Genomic DNA, 21,522 nt, shown 5'->3' with positions numbered 1-21,522 from the left:
AAAATTTACTTATCCTATTAGTATGTAGATACTATAAACATAATATTTAAAAATCTTTCAAAAAATATATTCTATATGGGACTAGAAGACTTATTCCGAAGATTAGAAAACGTATTCCGACCCCATCAAAAGGGGGGTAAAGGAATATACTAAAATAGCAGAATACTATCAAGATCTTGCTAGAATATATGGACTTACACCTTTTCAACACGATGATTCCCTTGCGGTTATAGCAGATAAAGAACTAGCACAGGCTGCAGAGAGCAAATGTCCATATCCAATAAGTGGAATAAAAATACATACCCCATTTTCAAAAGAAATAAAGAATCTTTTAATGGACGCTGATTTTCAAAGTATGTTAATAAGTGGAAAAGTGGGTGGAATAAAAATTTTTCTCTTTGATTATCCTAACACAAGACATAAATGGCTAACTATTTATATGCCCGTTAGTTCCCTACCATATTATAAAGAACTTATAAATATTTTTGAAAAAAATGGAATGCCAATAAACCCACAAGTAGATACTTACTTAGATGGAAAATATGAAATAAGTAGAATATACATATATACATATCCAGAACCATATGAAGAAAATCAACAAAGAAAAGGAGTATTCGTCAGATACTCGCCATATTTCACTGCACAGGCATGCATTCCTGATATAGGGAAAATAGTAAATGATATGTTAATGAATATAAAGACAAAAGATCCCAATCAAAATAAAATTTACATTAAAAATATAAGTGATTTTATAGAAAGGACGTATTGGAGCAAAATTCGTGATGATAGATGGAGAGATGCTGAAGATACAGGACATACCCGAATTTTTGCAGTATCTAGAAGTTGGTTATCAGAAAACGAGAGAATTTTAGATTATTTATTACATGACCCATCATCAATTTATACATTTATTACATTAAAAGAAATTGATGATGGGAGGACTATAGTACCTGATCCAAATATAATTTTATCTTATGATTGGAATACTAAACAACTAGAAGCCTATGATTTACTCAATGCTAAGATAGTTAAATATAATTTATCTAATGAAGATACTAGAATTAGTGATCATCCTAAAGAGAGATTGGAGCAGTTTTTAAAAAATGGCACAGCATATCCATAACATTAAAGTAATATTGGACTAAAAAAGCCTATCATTAAAATAATATTTTTTAATTAAAAATATTTATTATAAAAACAGAAATTTTAACTAATACGCTTTGTATTATATTTATTTATTTTAATTGGTTATAAACCATATAGATATTAAATTTCTCTAATTTTTATATTTCTATCATTCATTTATTGAATTTTTTCATGAATTTATATTGTCCATTATATTAGGTAACTTTTCTAATAAGCAACTTAACATATTGGCTTTTATATTGAGCATACTTTTAATATTTATATAATCTTTTAGTAATGTATTAACCATTTTAGTTATTTTTATACCATCCTCTTCAGAGAAATGTTTAAATTTTTCTATCATATCTTTAATATTTAATTTAGGAGATTCTTTGTTTTTATTTAATATATATTCATAAGCATATATAAGATCATTTGCAAAACAGTATCCTAAAGAATAAGGTAAATAGGATGGTGGATTTTTTCTTGTATAAATTTTTTTACATTTTTTTGTATTTCTTTCCATAATTTTATACACTTCAGGATATTTATATAATTCATTTTTATAGAAATATACTAAAAACTCAACAAAAGAAGTTTTCCAGTCACCGCTACCAACTATATGGTGTCCAATTTCATGAATTAATATTGATTCTGCATCAGCTTTTGCTATAGCTTTTTCTATATCATTATCATTTTTATATACTGGCCATAATACTTCGTTACGTGATATTGTAAATAGATTACCAATAGAACTTTCATTCATACTTTTCGAAACTTTATCTGCAAAATTTTTTATATGATTTTTTATAATATAAATTTCCTTTGCTCCTGGATCATACGTTCCGCCAGTATTTTCATTTATTTTATCTTTTCCATATTTCTGTATTAACAATTCTGGAGACTCTAGTATTGTTAATTTTAGTCCTTCAACTTTTATACCATTCTTGTTGAAATATTCTATAGCTTCTTCAAAACTATTTTTTATAATATCAGCCAATTTGTCTTCTGACATTACTATATAATAGTATCTGAAGTTCATAAATTTTTATTATTTCAAAATTTAGTACATTCAAAAATATATTTCATTATCCTTTAGGCTCATAAAGTATAATTTCTCTTATAGCGTGTAATACAGATAAATTTTTAACTTCTTCTACAGCATCTTTTATATTTAGATTTTTATTTCTATCTATAATAATATTCGCATAACATTCTCCCAACTCATAAGGAGCTCCTCCTCTAAGTTCATTAGCAGCTTCTAGCAGACTTTGTGGAAGATTTCCAACAACCATACGATAGCCCAAGACTGCAAATATCGCCACGTATTTTTTACATTCTATTATATTTTCTTTTACGATTTTATGCGTTTCTGGATATCTTAATAAATCATTCATATCAATGTACATTATATATTGTAAAGCAGAAGCTAAAAATTCTGCATCATCCCATCTTTTTCTATTATCAAAAAGATGTCCTTCTTCATGAAATGTAACATTAATAGTATAAAATTCTGTTAAATCTTTTTCTATATTTTTTTCCTCTGTATATAAGGGAGTAGATATGACCGCGGATAGTGGTGATTTTACTCTAATAATAGATGGTCCATTTATATTTATAGAATCGGATCTATTTGATTCTAATGTTTCATCTATATGTCTTTTTAATCGATCTTCTACAATGAAAATTTCTTCTGTTTGTGATACGCTCAATCCATCAGCACGTTCGTTCTTTATAATAGGAAGTACAATATATTTAAGTATCTTATTATTTAATTCATTTATATCATCTGTATTATATTTTTGCTTTAATAAATATATCTCACCTATATAAAATTCTCTAAGATTTTTCTCATTTATTATATATACATCATCTTTAGATAATCGTTCCAATAAACTTTTACCAATTTCGTTGAGCTCTTGCTTTAATTCATATATATCATATTTTTTTATCATATCGTATAATTCCTGTAATAAATTTGAAGATTTTAATACTCTTAATCTTATATCTTTATTAATTTCTATACCAGCTCTTTTAAGATATTCTTTAGACTTTTTATAAGATTCTATTATAATTTTATCCAAATCCAAACCATAATTATCTACTACCATTAATATATAGTAACAGAAGAAATTTATAAATTTTTATTACTTAAAACTTCTTTTTATATAATTTAAAATATTATATAACAGCTAAAAATAATGGTAAATTATTTTCATCTAGAATTATTACATCTTTTGGATAATTTTTATGAGCTCTTTTAGATTTAATTTCCATTTTTAAATTACCTGCAATAACATCTATTTCGTAACTATTTCTATAATAAAATACCTCTCCAAATCTTCTTTTTAAATGTGATTGTATAATCCATTCATATGATACGCTATCCAAATATTTTGTATTAGTCCATAAACTTAAAGATTTTGCTAAATATGGATCTAATATAAAAAATTTTCTTTCTTTTCTCCAAATTATTTGTTTTTCTTTAAATAGAGCATAATCTAATATAAATAATCTTCTAAAGATTTCTATATAATCTTCAACAGTCTTATAAGAGACCCCAACTTCCTTTCCTATTGATGAAAAAGATAAAGGAGAGGGGGCTTTAGATAAAATAGTAGATATAATTGCTTTAGATAATTCAATATTTCTTCCAGACCTTAAAATTTCATTTTCTATAGAGCTTATAATTTGAAAACCTGCATCTTTAAAACCATTTATTGATAAGGGATACCCGCCAGTTTCTAGATAATTTTCAAATTCTTTAAATATTTTTGGTTCTAAACCTGATAAATTATTCATTCCTTCTAAAATATTTTCATATTTATCTATTTTTATTCCTTTTATATTTAAATATTCTCTAAAACTTAATGGATAAACATATACATCTTTTCCATTTCCTCTTCTACCAGGGAATAATTCTACTTCTCCTTTTAATTTTATAGAGGAAGAACCTGTAATAGTTATGACATCATCTTTAAATTTTCCTATGTCTATATATAATTTAATTGTTCTCCACCAATCATTTACATGTGTAATTTCATCTAAGAAAATATATGATGTTTTTATATTTCTTTTTTCTTTTATTTTTAAATAATAATCAATTACTTTTTTTAATTCTTCAAAATTTGTTAAATTTGAACAATCATAATAAAATATAGACCAAGGATCTCTATTTTCTAATAATTTATTTATTAGTAATTTTATTCCTGTTGTTTTACCAACCTGTCTAGGTCCTATGATAAAATTTAGTGAAAAGGGTTCTAAAGAAATATCTTTTAACCATTCAGGTATCCATCTTATTTTCATATTTTCCCATCTTTCTATTACTATATCTTTTTGATTAATATACCATGGGTTAAAGTAATATAATAATTCATCATTCATATTAGAATTTATACTTCTAATATATTTATAAATCATTAGAAGTTATACTTCTAATAGTATTCGAGTACTTTCATTTTTACATTTATAAGTTACAAGAACTGAAATTAAATGATTAATAATCTTATTTGCTTTATGATAATATGTAGAATTTTTTGGAGATACTAAATTCAAATAAATCTTTTTCATTATTAAAGTTAAATTTTAATACATAATTATCATATCTTAAGATAAATTTTTCTGTTCCATTAAAATGAAATTCTTTCATTATTTTCATAAAATATAATCAATAAAAATTTCAAAGATACCAATATAAAAATTAAAAAATATTTAATCTATGAAAATAATTTGAGATTTTTTAATGAAAAATTTAATTGAGTATTACAATAAAAAGCTTTTTAAATATTATATTAAAGTTATAAGAATGGCAAACGAAGATTCTTTGGGAAAAGCTCTAACCAAAGTTATTATATATTCAGTAATATTTGTAGTAGCTATGGGGATTGTACAGTGGTTCTTTACAGGAGGATTACAAATGCTATATAGTATGACAGGTATTAGCGCAATTTTAGGATTGGAGAATTATTCGATATATGCTATTATCCTTGTACTGATTATATTTGGATGGTTTGTAATAGTTTCAGTAGCATCAATGTTTTATGCAATATTTAAACCAAAGTATGGAGAATCTACAGCTTCTGCAATAAGAAGTTTAATAAAAATTTTAGGAATTGGTGGTCTATTTGCAGGTATTGCTGGTGCAGTTGGTGGTGGTGTTGCAGGAGTAGCATTAGGTGGTTTTATTGGTATGGTAATAGGTTTTGCAACACAGCAAGTCTTAGGTCAGGCTATTGCTGGAATATTCTTATTATTAAGTAGACCATTTCAAATAGGAGATGTCATAGATGTAGCTGGAGAAACAGATATAAAAGTAATAGAAATAAATGCAATGTTTACAAAAGCATTGAGAGCTGATGGAAATATAGTATTAATTCCAAATAATATGATAATTTCACAAAAGATAGTAATAAAAAAGAAAAATAATGAGCAGAAATAATCTATATATATTTTATAAATTTTTCTGAATTATTGTCTAAATATTTTTTCTAAATTATATCCTAAAATTATTCTATAATTTTCTATTTCTTCAAATAACTCAAATCAATATTCATTTTAGAACTTTTTTAAATTTCTAAAGATTTGAATAGAATATGGTTTCAATACCAACTTGGTTTATATATTCTTTAGTAGGAGCAATATTTGCAGCTTTTTCTACTATATTTGCTAAAATTGGGTTACAAGGACTAAATTCTATTACAGTAACAACCTTAAGATCAATTATTATGACAATTATTATATTTATTATATTTATATTGGAAGTTAGAAATATAAATAACCTATTTAATTTGTCTAACAAAGATTATATATTTGTAATATTAAGTGCTCTATTTGGTTCTATTTCCTGGATTGCCTTCTTTTATGCATTAAAAATTGGAAAAGCTAGTAATGTTAGCATAATAGATAGATCCAGCTTTTTATTTGTTGTTCTACTTGGTATTATAATATTAAATGAAGAATTAACGATTAAAAAAGTTATTGCTAGTATATTAATGTTTATTGCTTTAGTATTATTGGTTATATGAGATTTTATTAATTTTTAATTATAATTAGAATTGCTAATCATATAATTTATTAAATTATTAACATATGGATTATTCCATAGTCCAAAAGGATCACCATTATACCCATTCCAATTATATATTCCAATTATATCTATACCCATTTCATGTAATTGATTAATTATATCTTCATAATATCTTATTGTAGCCTGATATCCTTGTTCAGAAGGACCATTCCAATATCCAAGACCTCCAGAACTTATATAACCTTCTAAATCTCCATTTCTAAATCCTAATTCACCTATAAAAAATTTAATATTATTTTCATCTGCAAATTGCTTATATTGCATAATAATATTTATCATATATTCACTCATCGAAATATTTCCATTATTATAATTATAAGTTCCATATACTTCTAAACCAATCATATCCAATTTTATTCCATAATTATTTAACAAATAATTATATAATTCTACTATTCTTGTTGAATTTCCAATATCTACATAATAAAATAATTTTGCTTTTGGTAAATAATTTTTCATTAGAGAATAATAATATGCTAACTGTTCTATTGGAGCTTTATCAATTTCGCTAAATCCAATAATAATATTTTCTCCACCATTAGTAATATTTGATAAGTATTCTAAAAATTCTTTAATATTTTGATCATATTGTGATAAGTTTGTAATATTATCTCTATCAGTTGTAACAAATAAGTTTATATAAATTGGTTTTTTATTTATATTATTTTCATATAAATATAATATTCGATCTAAGGAATGATTATAATAATTATCAAAAGTTACTATAACACCTTCCGTAATAGGAGAATTACTTTGAAAATAAGGATTCAATAATTTATAAGTTCCATTGCCAGGTCCCCATGGAACATTCCAAAATATATATTGTGGATTATTCGGATTATTTGAAAAGTTTTGATATAAAATATTATTTATTCCATATTTAAAAGTTAATGTTAAAACAGCAATTCCAGCCAATCCTAATGCTAATTTCAAAAAATCTCTCCCATTTATATATACCATTATTATTTAATATAAAAAATTTACAAATTTGAAAAGAGGGGCTTATCTTGGTCTGGTATTAACACTATATATGTACCATAATAATCATTTACTCCATATACTGGATATTGATTACCACCACTATTATAGACACCTACCTGTTGTACATTTGCAATAGTATCTACATTCAAAATTCCTTGACTTGTTGGATTCGGATTATTTGGAGTTCCGAGAATATAATCAGCCAAGTTAATGTAATTTTCTACACTATTTACTTGCTGTCCGCTTTGATATACTGTTACTACCCTACCAATACCATTAATCCATCCCCAAAGACTGTTTGAATATGGACCTTGATACAAAGTTGGCATTACAACTGTAGCGTTTCCATTCAAGAGATTCAATAATGCATTATATACATCTTGCCATCCTCTATCCGAGATTAATATATTAGAACGTATTCGTGGATCTAGTAAATACCATATACCATTTTTATAATATATTTGTGGATTTAATAAATACCATATACCATTATTTTGTTGAACAACTTGACTTAAATTTTCTTTTCCCAATACTAGATAAAGTCGATAATTAGTTCCATACTTTTCATTATGAGATTTTATTGCCGATAAGAGATTTCCTACATTAATATTTCTATTTGATACAGATTGACTAGGAAGTGCAATTTGTAATTTTTGTTCTGTAGAAGGATTATATACTGTTAGATATGCAACATTGTCTATTAGAGGAATTTCGATTTGTAATTTTTGTTCTGTAAAAGGATTATGTAATGTTATATATGGAGCATAGTATACTTTTGCATCTGTTACTTCTAAAGGTATAAATTGTATATCGTTATTTCTAAATAATATCTCCTCTAAATCTCTTGGTGATTTTCCTACATATTCGGATAGAACTTCACCAACTATTTGACCAGCTAGCTTACCTGTCAGTTTGAAAGCCGACGATAAAGTCAAAAGCAATATAGCCTTTATAGCCTTCCTTCTAGTATGATCTACGGAATCTGGGAAATCCATATAATAATATTATTAAAAATATTTTATAAATTTTTCTATTCCAACAGTCACTTGATAATAATAAATATATTTATATACTAATAGCATTTAAAAATTCTACAAAATTTTATGCAGAAATAAAAGGTATTAATGAATAAATATTCAATAAAAAACTTATTAAATATTTTCTAATATTCTTTTAATTTCCAATAATTTATTTTGTAGTAATTTATATTTATTAATTATTTCCTCCTTTTCTCTACTAATTTTATCTAAATCAGATTTTATTCTACCAATTTCTATTTGTAAACTTTTTATTGTTTCCTCCTTATTATTTATTATATTTTTTAGTTCATCCCTTTCCATTTTTAATTTTTCAATTTCTTCTTTAAGATTTTTTAATTGATTTTTTAGTTCATCTAATTCTTTATTAGAACTACTAAATGACAAAATTAGATTTAATTGCCCTGACTTTATCTTTTCATAAGTTTCTATTATAAGAGAACCTGCCTTAGTTTTTCCACTAATATGATTTCTTATGGTTTCTTCAGATCTACCCAATTCATCTGCAATTAGACTTATTGGCATTCCTGCTTTATATCTCGCATAAGCTGCTGCCGCGATTGTCAAACTATCAATCCATGTAGATCTTTCATTGGGATCTTTTATTAATTCTAATATTTCTGGTCTGTATAAAGTACCTATAATTAAAAATGTTTCTAATTTTTTTATATCGTTCTTTCCTAAAGGATTTAATGGTACACTTTTAAAATCTATATCTATTTTTTCAGATTGTTGTGTAGAAACATTATCTACCATAACAATATAGTTGTAAATTAATTTTTATAAATCAAATAAAAAGGATAAAATATTAATTATGAAAAAATAAATATAAACTATGAAATAAAATGTATTAAAAAATTATTCGTTATCAACTTTCCAGATAGCAAGTGCCAATAATATTTCTACTATATCTATTATTAATGCTATCTCAGCAAATACATTTGTAAATAAAGCATTTATATTACCTCCTCTAATATATTCAACATATCCTACAAATAATAATATTAGCATTATTATCCAAAATATAATGTTTGGCAAATAATATTTCTTCCAATTTAATAAGAATACTAATCCAGATATTATAGATAATGCTACAAACATTCCCACAAATGCTCCAAGTATTGGAGATACATTTACTGCCACTGCTCCTGCTCCTAATATATGTACTCCAGCCCAAAAAGTTGCTAATAACATCCCAATCCAACCAATTATTTCTTTTGATTCCATCTTATAACTTTGTTATAAAGTTTTATAAAATATACGAAAATGAGTAGTCAATTCAATTTATAATATTATTTAATCCAATATCTAAAAACCTTTATTATCTAATTTAAAATAAAATGAGACTTTGGTCTTTACATCCAAAATATTTGGACAAACCTGGTCTTTTAGGTTTATGGAGAGAAGGTTTATTAGCTCAAAAAGTATTGTTAGGAAAAACAAAAGGATATAAAAATCATCCACAATTAATAAGATTTAAGAGAACAGAAGATCCAATATTATATATAGGAACTTATTTATATTATGTTTATTTAGAAGGAAAAAGAAGAGGATATGATTTTAATAAAGATAAAATAATAAAGTATGATTTAAAGTTAAAAATGCCAGTTACAATTGGTCAAATAAATTTCGAATTTCAACATTTGCTTGAAAAGCTTAAAGTAAGAGATAAAGAAAAATATGAAGAAATAAAAAATGAAAAAATAATAGAACCAAACCCAATATTTTATATTATTGATGGAGATATTGAAGAATGGGAAAAAGATAAAAAAGTTTTAAATAAAAGGAAAAATAAGTTTTATCTTTAAAAATTATCTGATAAATACAATAAATCAAAATATAATAAATGTTAAAAATATTTTATATTTATAGATTCTTTATATAACTTAATATTTCTTTGACCGAAAATGGTTCTCCAGAATGTTTTAATAATTTATTTTCAATTTCAATTCCCAATTCTTGTCTTATTAATTTTGATAATTGCCCAGTTAAATTATGCTCAACTGACACTATTTCTTTTGATTCTTCTAACAAATATTTGATTTCTTTTGGAAATGGAGATAGATAAGATATATGCAAATATTTCCAACCTTTCAAATATTTTAATGATTCTAATATTGGCATCTTATTCGAACCCCAAGAAACAATTAACTTATTTCCTTCTCCATATATTTGATATGGTTCAAATTCTTTTACTTCTTTTTCAATTGATTCTAATTTTCTCATTCTCTTTTCACTCATTTTTTGTCCAATTTCATGATTTTCTGTTTCTATACCAAATTCATCATGTTCATATGATGAAGCTTTTACAATTGCATCAAAACCAGGTATCGCCCTTAATTGATAACCTTGATCATTTATTTTATAATTTTGATAATTCTTTGGAGGTTCTAAATCTATATATCTTGATATTTCTATATTTGGTACATATATATAATCAAAATTCATTTTAGATTCCCCTAAAAATAGATCTGACAATAATATTACTGGATTATTAAATTTATATGCAATATGAAATGCTTCAATTGTCCTTTCAAAAGCTTCTGCAGGATCTCCAGGTGCAATAACAATTCTAGGAAATTCTCCATGACCAATATTTAATGCTTCTAATAGATCTGATTGATCTGTATGCGTTGCCATACCTGTTGAAGGTCCATATCTCTGAGCCCAGTAAATTACTAAGGGAATTTCTGACATACCTGATAAACTAATTGCCTCTGCCATTAAATCTATACCACCTCCTGAGGATCCAACCATTACTTTTGCACCCGCATAAGATGCGCCTAGAGCAATATTAATTGCACCAATTTCACTATCAGGTTGGTATGTTACAATATTATATTTATCCCTTAAGGATGCTAAAATATGTAAAACTGGAGATGCTGGAGTCATTGGATATGCAATATATATATCTAAACCAGCAGCAATTGCTCCCAATGCAACTCCTTCAGAACCAGATAAATAAAATTGCTTCTTATATATTCTTTTTTCTATATTTTCTTTACTATTAATATTTAAATCATTATAAATTATATCAATTAATTTTAATTCTTCAGGATCATTTATTCTTTTTTCAAGTACATCCTTAACTATTTCTTTATCTATATTTAAATATTTAAAAAATGCCAATAATATAATTGTATTTTCATATTTTTTATTAACATTATATTTTTTATAGTAATAGTCTAAATCTATATCAATTTTTTTATTATATACAACATTTTTTGGTCCAATTACTAATCCACTTTCTTTTAATTTTTTACTATGTAAATTTATGGTATTTTGATCAAATGCAATTATATAATCAAAATCTTCAAAATATGGTGAATATATTTTTTCTTTAGATATACTAACAATATTATAATTATGTCCTCCCCTAATTAAACTCATATACCATCTATAATTAAATACATTATACCCCAATTTAATGAATACCCTTGATATTATATCTGCAGCAAAATCAATTCCCTGACCGGCCTGACCACCTATTAAAATATTTAGGTCTACCATTATTTTTTAGTAAACTATAGCATATTTAAGATAATATTTTACCAAATTAGTAGTAAATTATCAATATAATGTTTTTTCTAATAGATTTTCTTCCTTTATTTCTAACAATTCCCCCCTCAAATCAATTGGTGTAATATTATTAATTTTTACTTTTATTGTCTTTCCCAAAATATTTTTATCAGATTTTACTATAATCTGTTTATATGCATAGTTTCTAGCAATCCACGTATTTTCATATTTTCCCTTTGATTCTACAACTGCATATCCCTCCCAATTTAACCACTCTTTATTTCTTTCATATGCATATTTATTAAATATAATTTTTAGTTTTCTAGATCTTTCCTTTACAATATGACCAGGTAATTGTTTATATAATTTATATGATAATGTTTTTGGTCTTGGCCAATATTTTGATATATTTATTATATCAAATTTTATATTTTCAACCAATTCTAATGTTTTTCTAAAATCTTCTTCAGTTTCTGTTGGATATCCAACAATTATATCTGTTGCAATTGTTCCTTCATAATATCTTTTCCTTATTTTTTCAACTAATTCATAGAAATCTTCAATACTATATCCCCTACCCATTGTTTTCAATACATTGTTTGATCCCGATTGAACAGGTATGTGAAAGAATTTAAATATATTTTCATTATTATAAGATTCCAATAATTTATCAATAAATTTATTTAAAATTCCAGGATTTGCCATTCCAATCCTTACATAATATTCTCCCTTAATATCTTTTAATCCAAATAATAAATCTGCTAGATCAATATTTAAATCATAACCATATGTTGCCAGATCTGTTCCAGTAAAATATATAATTTTTAATCCCTTTAATTTTGCATCTCTTACTTCTTTATAAATATATTCTGGAGGATATGATTTTGCATTACCTCTTGCCAATTTTGTAGCGCAATATAAACAATTCCATAAACATCCTTCCTGTAATATTATTGTTTTTATTGGATGTTGATCTACAGAAGGTAATAACAATTTATTTATATTTTTTCTATCAATTAGTACATCTATTTTTCCATTTAAATAATCTTCTAAAACTTTATCTACTTCATCTATATGATCTAAACCAATTAATGGATATCCTTTAAATAATTCTGGTTGATGTTGTACTAAACAGCCAGCTAAAATTAATTTTTTGTCTTTATATTTATTTATTAATTTTATTGCTTTTGATTCTGTCGGTCCTTTGACAGTACATGTATTTATTATTAATATTTCACTTTCATCAGGGTTTTCTGTATATTCATATCCTTTTTTAATTAGTATATTTTTCATTATATCCCCTTCAGCTTTATTTAATGTACATCCCAAAGTAATTACACTAAATTTCATAATCAATTTTTTTCAAAAATTTTTATATATATTCATCTAGCCTTTTATTTTTATATTTATTTAAATATTCTCTATATTTTTCTTCATTATATTTTACTTCAATAATATCTAATCTTTTAATTGGTTTTAATTCATCATAATATTTAACCACAATATAATAAAATACATATTTTGATGATACATTTAAGAAATGTGGTATAACTAAATATAGACCATTATCTGGTATTTCTTTATTTTTAACTACTAACCAAAACAAATCTTCTAATATTCTTATATTTATTCTTAAATTATTTAATTTCTTGATTTCATCATTATCTATATCTGAAAAATCTACAAAACTTCTTATTTTTTCTCTACCAATTTTTTCCAATTCTTCTGCCTTTTCTTCAATATATACTGCATATTTTAAATATTTTTCATTTTCTTCTGGTTTAGCTATTAATAAATATATATTATTTAAAAATAGTCTAATTATTTCAAAAATATCATCATTTATTTTTGGAAATTCATTTAATGTCTTCTCTATATATTCATAAAATATAAACATTTCTACTCTTTCTCCCTTTTTTATATAATCCTTTTCGTTTATACAATATGTATAAAAATGTTTCTTTTCAGGATCATTTTTTGGATTCATAAAACATATACATTTTTCAGAATTATTAAATATATGTCAGAAGAAATAAAATTATTGGCAAAAATGTTGAAGGACGATCCAGATTATTTTAAAGTTCTAAATCACTTAAAGATTGCGAATTTAGATTATGCAAAAAATATATCAAAATATACAAAAATCGATATTAATAAGGTAAATAAGATATTAGAAGAATTAAAAGAGATTGGATTAATTGAAGAAGTACATAGTAAAACTGTTAAAAGAACGAAAGCAAGGTTAAAGAAACAATTTCAAGTTAGAATGCATCATACATATTATAAATTAACATTATTGGGAAAACAAGTATATAAGTATTTAAGAGATAATAACTAATATGCCAGTATTATGTTTAATAAGACATGGCGAATCTTTATGGAATAAAGAAAATAGATTTACTGGATGGGTGGATGTACCATTAACAGATGAAGGAAGAGAACAGGCAAAAAAGGCTGGAGAAATATTAAAAAGTTTAAATATAAAATTTGATATTGCATATACAAGTTTATTATCAAGAGCAATTGAAGCCTTAGAAATTATTATAAGAACATTAGGATATAATATACCAGTAATAAAAGATGTTAGCTTAAATGAGAGACATTATGGTGATTTACAGGGATTAAATAAGGATAAAGTTGCAGAAATATATGGAAAAGAACAAGTAAAATTATGGCGGAGAAGTTTAAAAGTAAGACCTCCAAATGGGGAAAGTTTAGAAGATACACAAAAAAGAACTATACCATTTTTTGAAAGAGCAATAAAGGGAGACCTAGAATTAAATAAAAATGTTTTGGTTGTTGCACATGGTAATAGTTTAAGGTCGATTGTTTCATATATTGAAAATTTAAATGAAGAACAAATATTAAATTTAGAAATTGAACCTGCAGTACCAATTTTATATGATTATGATATAAATAGTAAGAAATTTTATAATAAAAGAATATTAAAAATTTAATATGCCGCGGTGCCCGAGGGGCCTAAGGGGGAGGGCTGCAGACCCTCTTATCAGGGGTTCGAATCCCCTCCGCGGCTATTTTGTTATAAAATCTTTTCCAACATATTGCCTTAATATTCCAGGTATTAATATTCTATTATTTTTATAGTCATAGTTATTTTCTATTATACATGTTAATGTTCTTTGTACTGCAGATAATGTACAATTTAATGTATGTACATAATCTAAACTATTATCTTTTTTTCTATATCTAATATTTGATCTCCTCGACTGCCAATCTGTTACATTTGATCCAGATATTAATTCCCTATATTTATTTTGTCCTGGGAACCATCCTTCAATATCATATTGTTTATAATTTCTCTTGCCCATATCCATTGATGCAATTATAACTGTTCTATATGATATATTTAATTTCTCTAGAAATTCTTCTGCATTTCTTATTAATTCTCTATGATATTTTTCAGAATCTTCCGGTTTACAAAATATATATTGTTCAATTTTATGGAATTGATGCAATCTAAATAATCCCTTTGTATCTTTACCGTGTGCACCTGCTTCTTTCCTAAAACATGGACTCCATCCAACAATTTTAATTGGTAATTGCTCTTCTTCAATAATTCTATTATAATATAATGCAGTTATTGGATGTTCAGCAGTTCCTATCAAATATAAATCTTCTCCATCAATTTTATACATCATATCTGCAAAATCATCCAATGTTATTATTCCTTCCAATATATCCTTTTTTAACATATATGGTGGTATTGTAAATCTATAACCTTTATTTATCATATATTTTACACCTTCCATACTCAATGATAAATCTAATAAAGATAATATATTAAATTCAAAGTAAAATCTAGAACCAGAAACTTCTCCCGCAATATCTGTATCTGCTAAATTAAATTCTTTTAATATATCATATTGATGTTTTAATTCATGATTTACCTTTTTGTATACTACTATTTTATCATTATTTAATTTATCAAAGTCTAATACATCATTGAAATTTATTTCTTTAAAATCTTCTTCATCATTTAACATTTTATTTAATTCTTCAAGTAGTTCCCTATTTTTTATATATTTTTCATATTCTCTATTATTTAATATTTCATTTAATTCAACAATTTTCCATCCAAACTTTTCAGTCTGTTCTTTAAATAAATTTATATCATATACCCTGGGAATTCCCCAAAATCTTACTGGTGTGTTTTTACTTTCATCTCCAACGGGAACTTCTTTTGATAATAAATTTGGAAAATTCCATAATAGATCTATTAAATTATTCTCAACATTATTAAATTCCTCTTCTTTTTTCTTTATTTCTTCATCTAAATCTTTGATATCTTCTTTTAATTTATTTAATAATTCTTCTGAAACATTTCCTTCATGTATATCATATCCAATTTCTATTGCTGTCTTAATTAAAGTATTTCTATCTATTTTTCCATTTAGATATTGAATAACGGATCCATAAAACTTTGATAATAGATTTTTCTTATATCTTAATTTATCTAACTCTCTTTGTAATTCTCTTCTCTTATTATCTAATTCAATTGCTCTATCTACAATACTTTCATCTAAACCCCTCTTTCTAAATGTTTCTTTATATAATTCTACATTGTTCCTTAAAAAATCTATATCAACTGGAAACCCCATCTGACCGATATGCCATTATAAATTAATAAATTTTTATCCTTTTAAATATTTAAGATTAAAAATTTTATGCTAATAATATACGTTTATGGCTAATATGATAATATCAAATAATATAAAACAATGAAGAATAAGAAGTACGAATATGTACCTTGTTATTATTGTGGCAGAATGGTGAGATTGGATAAGGCAATTAAACTAACAATTTCACCAAAACTTAAGCCTGATGTTTCTGGAGAACAGAGTCCGACGTTAATTTTATCGAGTCCGATAAAAATATATATTTGTCCTGCATGTGCAAGGTATAGGGGAATTTCTAAGAAAGATATAAAGAATAAAAATAAAGAACAAGAAATTTTAAAGAAATTGGGAATTGAAGTGTAATGGTTGTTTTAGATGTATCTTTAAATGAATTATATAAACTATTAAATAAAAATTTATCTGAAGATGAATTAAATGAATATTTATTAAATATAAAATGTGAATTAGATGAAATTGAAGGAAATAATGCAAAAATTGAAGTAAAGGATTTTAATAGAATTGATCTATATAGTATAACTGGAATTGCAAGAGAATTAAAAGGAATATTAAATATTGAAACAGGTATTCCAAAATTTGAAATAAAAGATTCTAATTATGATTTAATTGTTGATAAAGAAATATTGAATGTAAGACCCTATATTGTTGGTGCAGTTGTTAAAAATGTAGAATTAAATGAAGATAGATTAAAAGATTTAATACAATTACAAGAAAAAATATCGCAATCTTTTGGAAGAAATAGACAAAAAGTTGCAATTGGTACACATAATTTTGATCTAATTAAATTTCCTGTTTATTATAAATTAACGGATCCTGAAACAAAATTTATTCCTTTGGGATTCAATAAAGAATTATCATTGAAAGAAATTTTAGAAAATACAGAAGCTGGTAAAAAATATTCATATATCTTAAATAAATATAATAAATATCCAATATTAATTGATTCGAATAATAATATTATTTCATTCCCACCAATAATAAATTCAAATAAAATTGGAAGATTAAATATTAATACAAAGAATATTTTCATAGATGTTTCTGGTACAGATTTAGAAAAAATATTATTAGCATTAAATGTAATTGTATTAACATTAAAAGATTTTGGAGGAGAAATATATTCAATTAATGTAATATATCCAGATAAAAAAATTAAAACACCAGAATTAAAAATTATTAAAAAGGAAATGGATTTAAATAAAATTAAAAAATATTTGGGAATAGAAATAGATAATAATAAAATTGTTGAATATTTAAATAGAAAAAGAATGAATGCAAAAATTGAAAATAATAAATTAATTATTGAATATTTAAATTATAGAAATGATATATTATCTGAATATGATATAATTGAAGAAATATTGATTTCTTATGGATATAATAATTTAAAACCTAGAGAAATTAAAATATATACAAAGGGAGGGTTAAGTAAGGAAAGGAAGATTATGAATAATATAAGAAAGATTATGGTTAATATGGGGTGTATAGAAATATATACTCCAATACTATCTAATAAGGATATAAATAATTTATTAAATGAGGATAGAGAAATTATTGAATTAATAAATCCAGTATCTTCATCTTATAATTCAATTAGAGTATATTTATTATCATCATTCTTACAATTATTATCTGAAAATAATGAATTAAAATTTCCTGCAAAAATATTTGAACTAAATAGAATTTCATATATTAAAAATAATAAAATTATTGAAGATTTAGATTTATTATATATTTATTCTGATTATGAAGTTTCCGTAAATGATTCATTAAAAGTATTAAAAAGATTATTTAAAGAATTAATAATTGATTTCGATATAAGAAATTCAAATCATAAATTTTTAATAGACGGAAGACAAGGAGATATATTTGTAAATAATGAAAATATTGGATGGATTGGAGAAATAGATCCAAATATATTAGAAAAATTGGGTATAAAATATCCATTAACTGGTTTTGAAATAAGCATAAAAGAATTGATGAAATATATTAAATATGATATCTGAAATTGAATATAAAGTATTATCTGTATTAAATGATAATTGGAAAAGTTTAGATGAGATTTCAAATGAATTAAATGTTGATAAATATAAAGTATTAAGAACTTTGGGATTTTTAAAAGAAAAAGGGTTAATAGAATTAAGAGAAGAAAAAATAAAGAGATATGAATTAACTGAAATTGGAAAAAAATATTTAAAGGAAGGATTACCTGAAAGAAGACTATTAAATTTATTAAAGGAAAAGAAAGAAATAAATTTAGAAGAATTAAATAAATATTTTGATAAAGATGAATTATCCTTTTCTTTGGGATTCTTAAGAAAAAATGGGGCAATAAAAATTGAAAATGGGAAAGTAATATATATTAAAGATATAGAAACATATGAAAAATATTTGGAAAATATTGATGAAAATACAATAAAATTATTTAAAGGAAGAAAGGGAATTATTGAAGAAAAAGAAGAAACAATTTATTATGCAAAAATAAATGATAAAGGAAAAGAAATATTGAAAAATTATAAACCAGAAGAATATATTGAAAAATATACCAAGGAAGTTATTGATAAAAAAATATATAAAAATAAGAAATTCAGACCCTATGATATAAGAATAAATATTGAGGAAGAAAATATTGGAAGATATAATCCATATTTAGAATTTTTAGATAAAATAAGAGAAGAACTAATATCAATGGGGTTTAAAGAAATGGATAAATATAGTATGATAATATCACATTTTTGGGATCTGGATTCTTTATTTATACCACAGGATCACCCTGCAGGAGATATTTCAATAATGGATGCATTTTATATTAAAAATATACAATATATAGAAGATTTTCCGAGAGAATTATTTGAAAATGTTAAAAATACACAATTAAAATATTTTAGAGTATTCGATGAAAATATTTCAAAAAGAACTATGTTAATATCACATGATACTGCAATATCTGCAAGAACATTATTAAATGCAGAAAAACCTGGTAAATATTTTTTAATAGAAAAAGTATTTAGATATGATACAATTGATGCTAAACATTTTATTGAATTTAATCAACTTGAAGGAATTGTTTTAGATGATAATTTAACATTTTTAGATTTATTGGGAATATTAAAAGAATTAGTATTAAATGTAGTAAAAGCAAAAAATATAAAATTCTATCCAGCATATTTTCCATTTACAGAACCTTCAGTTGAAGTATATGCTGAACATCCAAAATTGGGATGGATTGAAGTTGGAGGTGCAGGTGTATTTAGGGAAGAATTATTAAGACAATTTAATATAGACTATCCTGTATTAGCATGGGGTCTTGGTGTTGATAGACTTGCAACAATATATTTGAATATTAATGATATAAGGGAATTACATACTAGAAATATTAAAAAATTGCAAGAATAAATATTCTTTATGGATAATAATTTTAATGATATAATATTGAACTTTTCAAAAGATTTAATTGAAAAAGTTGATGGATTGGTAAAATCAATTGTTTTATTTGGATCTTATGCAGAAAATAAAGAAAGTGAAAAATCTGATATTGATTTATTAATAATAGTAGATGATATATATGCAAATGATCTAAATATAACAGTTCCTTTCTATTTTGATAATCTAAATAAACTATTAGCAGATGAAAAATATAAAAAAATCCATGTAACAACATTAACATTATCAAAATTTTGGGAAATGATACTAAATGGAGATCCATTAGTTTTAGATATATTAAGAAAGGGTGAACCAATAATAGATCCTGCAGGAATTTTTGGTTCCCTTAAAAAAATGCTAGAAAATGGGTTAATAAAAACATCACCAGAATATTTAGAAATAATGAAAAAAAGAGCTGAAGAAGGAATAAATTATGCTAATTTAATGTTAATAAAGGCATTTGAAAGTTTATATAATTCAGTTGTAACAATTTCTCAATATTATTTAATTAAAAATAATATAAATATATATGGTCCAGAAGATATATTAAAAAAATTTGAGGAATTAAAGAGAAAAAGAAAAATTTCTTCTGAAGTTTATAATTATTATAAGGAAGTTTATGAATATATGAAGAAAATAGAGCATAGAGAAGTTAAGAATATTGATCTAGATTTATTAAAAGAATTTTTAGAAGAATTTGAAAAATATAAAGAAAAATTAAATGTTTAAAATGGAATATAAATTGATTGGACATGGAGCGGAAGCAAAAATATATTTAATTGAAAGTGATAAAAAAGATAATAATAAATATATATTTGAATTTAATAAAGATTTTTTAAATAAATTGGGAATTGATTCTGAAGAATTTAAAATTGAAAATGATAAAAATAAAATAGTATTAAAATATAGATATAAGAAAAAATATAGAAATGAATTAATTGATAAAGAATTTAGAAAATATAGAACTAGAATTGAGGCAAAAATATTGGAAAAATTATATAATTATATTAATGTACCAAAATTATTATATAAAAATGAAGAAAATGGGATTATTGTAATGGAATATATTGAAGGATATAATTTAGCAAAATATTTAGAAAAACTAAATTATGAAGAAATATTATATAATATAGGAAAATATATTGGATTAATTCATAAAAATAAAATTGTTCATGGGGATTTAACTACTGGAAATATGATATATAATAACGGAAAAATATATTTTATTGATTTTGGATTAAGCTTCTTTTCCAATAGAATTGAAGATTATGCTGTAGATTTACATTTATTTAAAGAATTATTTGAATCTAATCATTGGAGGATTTCTGATAAATTTTCTTTAATATTAGAAGGATATAAAGAAAGTTTTCTAGAAAAGTATGAAGAAGTTTTTCATAGGTTAAAAGTTGTAGAATCTAGAGGTAGATATAAATCAATATTATTTTAGATTATTGATTAGCAATATTATTTAAGAATAGCTTAAATATAACAAAATTTCATAATACCATATGGCAACATACATATGCCCAAGATGTCATTCAACAAATATAGTACCATTATTTGCAAAAGATAATAGTTGGGTATGCTTAGATTGTGGATACCAGGGTCCTGCACAATTGATAAATAAAGATCTAGAATATTTTTGGAATGAGTATCAGAAACTTGAAAATATAAATAAGGTTAAGGGATAAATATT

At 23.9% G+C, this 21,522-nt stretch carries 24 protein-coding genes and 1 tRNA gene; 13 read left to right on the top strand and 12 right to left on the bottom strand.

All coding sequences use genetic code 11. The features are described 5' to 3' along the window. The first annotated feature begins 334 nt into the window (after positions 1-334). Positions 335-1,123 carry a hypothetical protein gene (locus DDW03_RS00530; protein ID WP_228615108.1) on the top strand — a complete coding sequence of 263 codons (789 nt, stop codon included), beginning with the start codon at positions 335-337 and terminating at the stop codon, positions 1,121-1,123. 192 nt (positions 1,124-1,315) lie between these two features. Here DDW03_RS00530 and DDW03_RS00525 read toward each other — a convergent pair whose 3' ends face one another. From DDW03_RS00525 to DDW03_RS00510, 4 genes are all read right to left on the bottom strand, one after another. Next, entirely contained in the window at positions 1,316-2,167 is an 852-nt protein-coding gene (locus tag DDW03_RS00525; RefSeq protein WP_228615107.1) for a hypothetical protein, read from the bottom strand. 46 nt (positions 2,168-2,213) lie between these two features. After that, positions 2,214-3,236: a hypothetical protein gene (locus DDW03_RS00520; RefSeq protein ID WP_228615106.1), complete on the bottom strand. Its 1,023-nt coding sequence runs from the start codon at positions 3,234-3,236 to the stop codon at positions 2,214-2,216. A 70-nt stretch (positions 3,237-3,306) separates the two neighbouring features. Beyond that, positions 3,307-4,512, bottom strand: a complete 1,206-nt coding sequence (locus DDW03_RS00515; protein WP_228615105.1) for an ATP-binding protein — start codon at positions 4,510-4,512, stop codon at positions 3,307-3,309. A gap of 42 nt (positions 4,513-4,554) precedes the next feature. Then, the gene (locus DDW03_RS00510) at positions 4,555-4,698 is read right to left on the bottom strand and encodes a hypothetical protein (RefSeq protein WP_228615104.1); all 144 of its coding nucleotides are present in this window, start codon (positions 4,696-4,698) and stop codon (positions 4,555-4,557) included. A gap of 235 nt (positions 4,699-4,933) precedes the next feature. Here DDW03_RS00510 and DDW03_RS00505 point away from each other — a divergent pair, with 235 nt between their 5' ends. Together DDW03_RS00505 and DDW03_RS00500 are read left to right on the top strand one after the other, a co-directional pair. Then, positions 4,934-5,566 (top strand): mechanosensitive ion channel domain-containing protein, encoded by a 633-nt coding sequence (locus DDW03_RS00505; RefSeq protein WP_228615103.1) that lies wholly within the window; start codon positions 4,934-4,936, stop codon positions 5,564-5,566. 154 nt (positions 5,567-5,720) lie between these two features. Continuing rightward, positions 5,721-6,152 carry an EamA family transporter gene (locus tag DDW03_RS00500; RefSeq protein ID WP_228615102.1) on the top strand — a complete coding sequence of 144 codons (432 nt, stop codon included), beginning with the start codon at positions 5,721-5,723 and terminating at the stop codon, positions 6,150-6,152. A 14-nt stretch (positions 6,153-6,166) separates the two neighbouring features. Here the strand turns inward: DDW03_RS00500 and DDW03_RS00495 are convergent, their stop codons facing one another. The 4 genes from DDW03_RS00495 to DDW03_RS00480 form a co-directional block, all read right to left on the bottom strand. Continuing rightward, positions 6,167-7,174, bottom strand: coding sequence for a hypothetical protein (locus DDW03_RS00495; RefSeq protein WP_228615101.1), 1,008 nt, complete (start codon positions 7,172-7,174; stop codon positions 6,167-6,169). Between the two features lie 20 nt (positions 7,175-7,194). Beyond that, positions 7,195-8,190 (bottom strand): hypothetical protein, encoded by a 996-nt coding sequence (locus DDW03_RS00490; protein ID WP_228615100.1) that lies wholly within the window; start codon positions 8,188-8,190, stop codon positions 7,195-7,197. A gap of 156 nt (positions 8,191-8,346) precedes the next feature. Continuing rightward, positions 8,347-8,988 carry a transcriptional regulator gene (locus DDW03_RS00485; protein WP_228615099.1) on the bottom strand — a complete coding sequence of 214 codons (642 nt, stop codon included), beginning with the start codon at positions 8,986-8,988 and terminating at the stop codon, positions 8,347-8,349. A gap of 102 nt (positions 8,989-9,090) precedes the next feature. Continuing rightward, positions 9,091-9,459 carry a hypothetical protein gene (locus DDW03_RS00480; RefSeq protein ID WP_228615098.1) on the bottom strand — a complete coding sequence of 123 codons (369 nt, stop codon included), beginning with the start codon at positions 9,457-9,459 and terminating at the stop codon, positions 9,091-9,093. Between the two features lie 113 nt (positions 9,460-9,572). On the opposite strand from DDW03_RS00480, the gene DDW03_RS00475 reads away from it, so the two are divergent. Further along, positions 9,573-10,040 carry a pyrimidine dimer DNA glycosylase/endonuclease V gene (locus DDW03_RS00475; RefSeq protein WP_228615097.1) on the top strand — a complete coding sequence of 156 codons (468 nt, stop codon included), beginning with the start codon at positions 9,573-9,575 and terminating at the stop codon, positions 10,038-10,040. A gap of 58 nt (positions 10,041-10,098) precedes the next feature. On the opposite strand, the gene DDW03_RS00470 is transcribed toward DDW03_RS00475, so the two are convergent. Genes DDW03_RS00470 through DDW03_RS00460 form a run of 3 tightly spaced genes read right to left on the bottom strand, consistent with a single transcriptional unit; the run spans position 10,099 to position 13,738 of the window. After that, on the bottom strand, positions 10,099-11,742 hold the full coding sequence (locus DDW03_RS00470) for a 2-oxoacid:acceptor oxidoreductase subunit alpha (RefSeq protein WP_228615096.1): 1,644 nt from the start codon (positions 11,740-11,742) through the stop codon (positions 10,099-10,101). A gap of 60 nt (positions 11,743-11,802) precedes the next feature. Then, a complete protein-coding gene (locus tag DDW03_RS00465; RefSeq protein ID WP_228615095.1) occupies positions 11,803-13,101 on the bottom strand; it encodes a tRNA (N(6)-L-threonylcarbamoyladenosine(37)-C(2))-methylthiotransferase in 1,299 nt (432 codons plus the stop codon). A 22-nt stretch (positions 13,102-13,123) separates the two neighbouring features. Next, on the bottom strand, positions 13,124-13,738 hold the full coding sequence (locus DDW03_RS00460; RefSeq protein WP_228615094.1) for a hypothetical protein: 615 nt from the start codon (positions 13,736-13,738) through the stop codon (positions 13,124-13,126). Between the two features lie 33 nt (positions 13,739-13,771). Between DDW03_RS00460 and DDW03_RS00455 the strand changes: the two genes are divergently transcribed. The 3 genes from DDW03_RS00455 to DDW03_RS00445 all read left to right on the top strand — a co-directional run bounded on the left by DDW03_RS00455 (position 13,772) and on the right by DDW03_RS00445 (position 14,785). Then, complete coding sequence (locus DDW03_RS00455) at positions 13,772-14,089, top strand: DUF2250 domain-containing protein (RefSeq protein WP_228615093.1); 318 nt, start codon at positions 13,772-13,774, stop codon at positions 14,087-14,089. A 1-nt stretch (position 14,090) separates the two neighbouring features. After that, the gene (locus DDW03_RS00450; protein ID WP_228615092.1) at positions 14,091-14,708 is read left to right on the top strand and encodes a 2,3-bisphosphoglycerate-dependent phosphoglycerate mutase; all 618 of its coding nucleotides are present in this window, start codon (positions 14,091-14,093) and stop codon (positions 14,706-14,708) included. A gap of 3 nt (positions 14,709-14,711) precedes the next feature. Further along, a tRNA-Cys gene (locus tag DDW03_RS00445) sits at positions 14,712-14,785 on the top strand. Here the strand turns inward: DDW03_RS00445 and serS are convergent. Further along, complete coding sequence (serS, locus tag DDW03_RS00440) at positions 14,784-16,370, bottom strand: serine--tRNA ligase (RefSeq protein ID WP_228615091.1); 1,587 nt, start codon at positions 16,368-16,370, stop codon at positions 14,784-14,786. The genes DDW03_RS00445 and serS overlap by 2 nt on opposite strands. A 120-nt stretch (positions 16,371-16,490) precedes the next feature. On the opposite strand from serS, the gene DDW03_RS00435 reads away from it, so the two are divergent. From DDW03_RS00435 to DDW03_RS00410, 6 genes are all read left to right on the top strand, one after another. Continuing rightward, positions 16,491-16,751, top strand: a complete 261-nt coding sequence (locus DDW03_RS00435; protein ID WP_228615090.1) for an eS26 family ribosomal protein — start codon at positions 16,491-16,493, stop codon at positions 16,749-16,751. Next, the gene (gene pheT / locus DDW03_RS00430; RefSeq protein ID WP_228615089.1) at positions 16,751-18,409 is read left to right on the top strand and encodes a phenylalanine--tRNA ligase subunit beta; all 1,659 of its coding nucleotides are present in this window, start codon (positions 16,751-16,753) and stop codon (positions 18,407-18,409) included. Before DDW03_RS00435 ends, pheT begins: the two co-directional genes overlap by 1 nt. Next, positions 18,399-19,799: a phenylalanine--tRNA ligase subunit alpha gene (pheS, locus tag DDW03_RS00425; RefSeq protein ID WP_228615088.1), complete on the top strand. Its 1,401-nt coding sequence runs from the start codon at positions 18,399-18,401 to the stop codon at positions 19,797-19,799. Before pheT ends, pheS begins: the two co-directional genes overlap by 11 nt. A gap of 9 nt (positions 19,800-19,808) precedes the next feature. Further along, complete coding sequence (locus tag DDW03_RS00420; RefSeq protein WP_228615087.1) at positions 19,809-20,555, top strand: nucleotidyltransferase domain-containing protein; 747 nt, start codon at positions 19,809-19,811, stop codon at positions 20,553-20,555. A 1-nt stretch (position 20,556) separates the two neighbouring features. Next, on the top strand, positions 20,557-21,273 hold the full coding sequence (locus DDW03_RS00415) for a KEOPS complex kinase/ATPase Bud32 (protein WP_228615086.1): 717 nt from the start codon (positions 20,557-20,559) through the stop codon (positions 21,271-21,273). A gap of 61 nt (positions 21,274-21,334) precedes the next feature. After that, entirely contained in the window at positions 21,335-21,517 is a 183-nt protein-coding gene (locus DDW03_RS00410; RefSeq protein WP_004578316.1) for a hypothetical protein, read from the top strand. Positions 21,518-21,522: the final 5 nt, after the last annotated feature.

Source organism: Candidatus Nanobsidianus stetteri, assembly GCF_003086415.1.
GTDB classification, from domain to species: Archaea; Nanobdellota; Nanobdellia; order Nanobdellales; family Nanobdellaceae; genus Nanobdella; species Nanobdella stetteri_A.
The sequence above is the reverse complement of the archived record's forward strand: the minus strand, read 5'-3'. Positions and strand labels throughout refer to the sequence as shown.